3 protein-coding genes and 1 tRNA gene are annotated in these 1,922 nt (G+C 39.2%); 1 reads left to right on the top strand and 3 read right to left on the bottom strand.

What is annotated here, in order from left to right:
• From AACZ30_RS13815 to AACZ30_RS13805, 3 genes are all read right to left on the bottom strand, one after another.
• Positions 1 to 632 (bottom strand): DUF1028 domain-containing protein (locus AACZ30_RS13815; RefSeq protein ID WP_339650096.1); only part of this gene is annotated, 632 nt, incomplete at its 3' end.
• Positions 633 to 682: 50 nt separating this feature from the next.
• A complete protein-coding gene (locus tag AACZ30_RS13810) occupies positions 683 to 1,378 on the bottom strand; it encodes a DUF2490 domain-containing protein (protein ID WP_286761694.1) in 696 nt (231 codons plus the stop codon).
• Between the two features lie 52 nt (positions 1,379 to 1,430).
• Positions 1,431 to 1,730 (bottom strand): hypothetical protein, encoded by a 300-nt coding sequence (locus AACZ30_RS13805; protein ID WP_075325259.1) that lies wholly within the window; start codon positions 1,728 to 1,730, stop codon positions 1,431 to 1,433.
• 119 nt (positions 1,731 to 1,849) lie between these two features.
• Between AACZ30_RS13805 and AACZ30_RS13800 the strand changes: the two genes are divergently transcribed.
• Positions 1,850 to 1,921: transfer RNA gene (locus tag AACZ30_RS13800), tRNA-Arg, on the top strand.
• Position 1,922: the final 1 nt, after the last annotated feature.

Genomic DNA, 1,922 nt, shown 5'->3' with positions numbered 1-1,922 from the left:
TCTTTCCAAACTTCGTCCACCTTATCTGGCCCCACCACAAATAAGGCCGCCGATTGTTTTCCGCGTATGTCTCCGCCAGCATGCTGGGCGGCTTTTAAAACCGCAACAACTCTTTCAGCCAAAGGTAAGTTTGCATTTTCAACGAAAGCTTCTGCCATTGCGGGAACAACTTTATCATTCAGCATCATATTAGCCTGGACCGAAAAATTATCTCCATTAAGATGTTCGGCTTCAGCTACACATTTTTCCCCGGTATATGCAGCATTAGCGCCAGATTTTCCTAAAATGGCAAGCTGTCTAAAATCGCGACCTTCATCATTATTTATAAGACTTTCTACGGCTTCTTCAGGCGTATAACCTTCATCTAAAAGTTTGAGCCCCTGGGGACCAAATGCGGGATTTACAAAAGCTTGAGTAGCAACCACTCCAACCCCAGATTTCCCCCAGGCTACCAATGGACCCACCGAAAACCAGTGACTTTGAACGCCCACGGCCATTTCCCCGGTTTTTGCATCGCGAGCCACAATAGAATACGTGTGCGCGAAAGCGTCTCCGCTAATTTCAGAAGTTTGGGCTTTGGTATTTAAGGTTGAAATAAATATTAAAGCGAAAAAAAGTAAAAATTGCTTCATAATTCAGGTTTCTGATTAGAAGCTAAGATAACGAAACTCTGCTGAATAGCTTAAAAAGTATGATGCAGGCTAAGCTGAATTTGTCCTTTGCTAACCGTATTAGTAGTTTGTGTCATATACCCGGCCTGGAGTTTGAGATTGTCTTTTAGGGCATAACCCAGGGCAGAATAGAACCGGTTACGGTCAAATAATTCAACACTTCTACCATCACCAATTTCGCGTTCGCCATTAATGAAGATCTCGTTATATAAGGCAAGATAAACAGCATTTTTATTAAGGTTTGGCTGATTTAAAGGCACATTTAAAAACAAATTATAGCGGTAACGCGTTCTAAAATCCTGATTTTCTACCCAACGCTGTTCGTATCTAAAGCGGTGCGTGAGGTAAAATCTATTGCTCAACTTATGCGGAAGTAAAGCTTCCTGGTAAATCCTGTTTTCGCCCGAAGTTTCGTTAGCCTCACCAAACTCACCGGAGGTAATATTTCCATATCCCAGGGTGAATTTTATATCGGCATTTTTTGGAGAATAGGTGAGTCCGCCACGAATAAGCAATTGTTCTAAATCACCGCCAAGATCCCAGTTTCTATATTGAATATCTCCCTGAAGGCCCCATTCACTTTCACCAAAATTTGTATTCCAAAAATACATATACCAGGCGCCGGTTTTTTCTTCATCAACTTGGGCATTGACAGAAAAAGAAATGAATAAACTAAAAAGAACTGCGGAAAGGAGTGATTTTTTCATTTTTGCTTTTTCCGCAAATATAACATTCCGCCTGGAAAAAAACAGGTCTTTACTATTCTTTCACCTGGGTAACGAGAATATAATCTGGCCCTCCATCTACGGGGTAACCTTCAATTTTTGATCCTGAAATTGTAACTTCTTTCCCTATATATTCATCCAAACTTACTTTGTCACTCTTAAGTGCATAAAATTCATCTTCAGTATTTAAAGTATGAGTGCCATATTGGTAGGAAGTTATACCCTGGCTTTCTATAGTTCCTGTAAGTTGCATATGTTCTTCAGAATTTTGCCTGTCACAATTTGTACTTAAAAAAATGAGCCCTGTAACCATGCTTAAAATAATAGCTTTCATAAAGATTGGGTTTAAAAATAAGTTTGATTAAAATTAATAAAAGCAAAGTAACCAGCTGAAGTTTTAAATTATAATATGATGAATTTCTGAAAACATTATTATTTTTGTTCCGCTTACGAGGCCTCATAGTTCAACGGATAGAATAAGAGTTTCCTAAACTTTAGATCCAGGTTCGATTCCTGGTGAGGCTAC

Source organism: uncultured Salegentibacter sp., assembly GCF_963972535.1.
GTDB lineage: Bacteria > Bacteroidota > Bacteroidia > Flavobacteriales > Flavobacteriaceae > Salegentibacter.
This window is presented reverse-complemented; position numbering and strand designations above follow the sequence as displayed.

Coding starts and splice junctions, on each gene's coding strand:
- AACZ30_RS13805 (WP_075325259.1), bottom strand. CDS start 1,730: ATGAAAGCTATTATTTTAAGCATGGTTACAGGGCTCATTTTTTTAAGT.
- AACZ30_RS13810 (WP_286761694.1), bottom strand. CDS start 1,378: ATGAAAAAATCACTCCTTTCCGCAGTTCTTTTTAGTTTATTCATTTCT.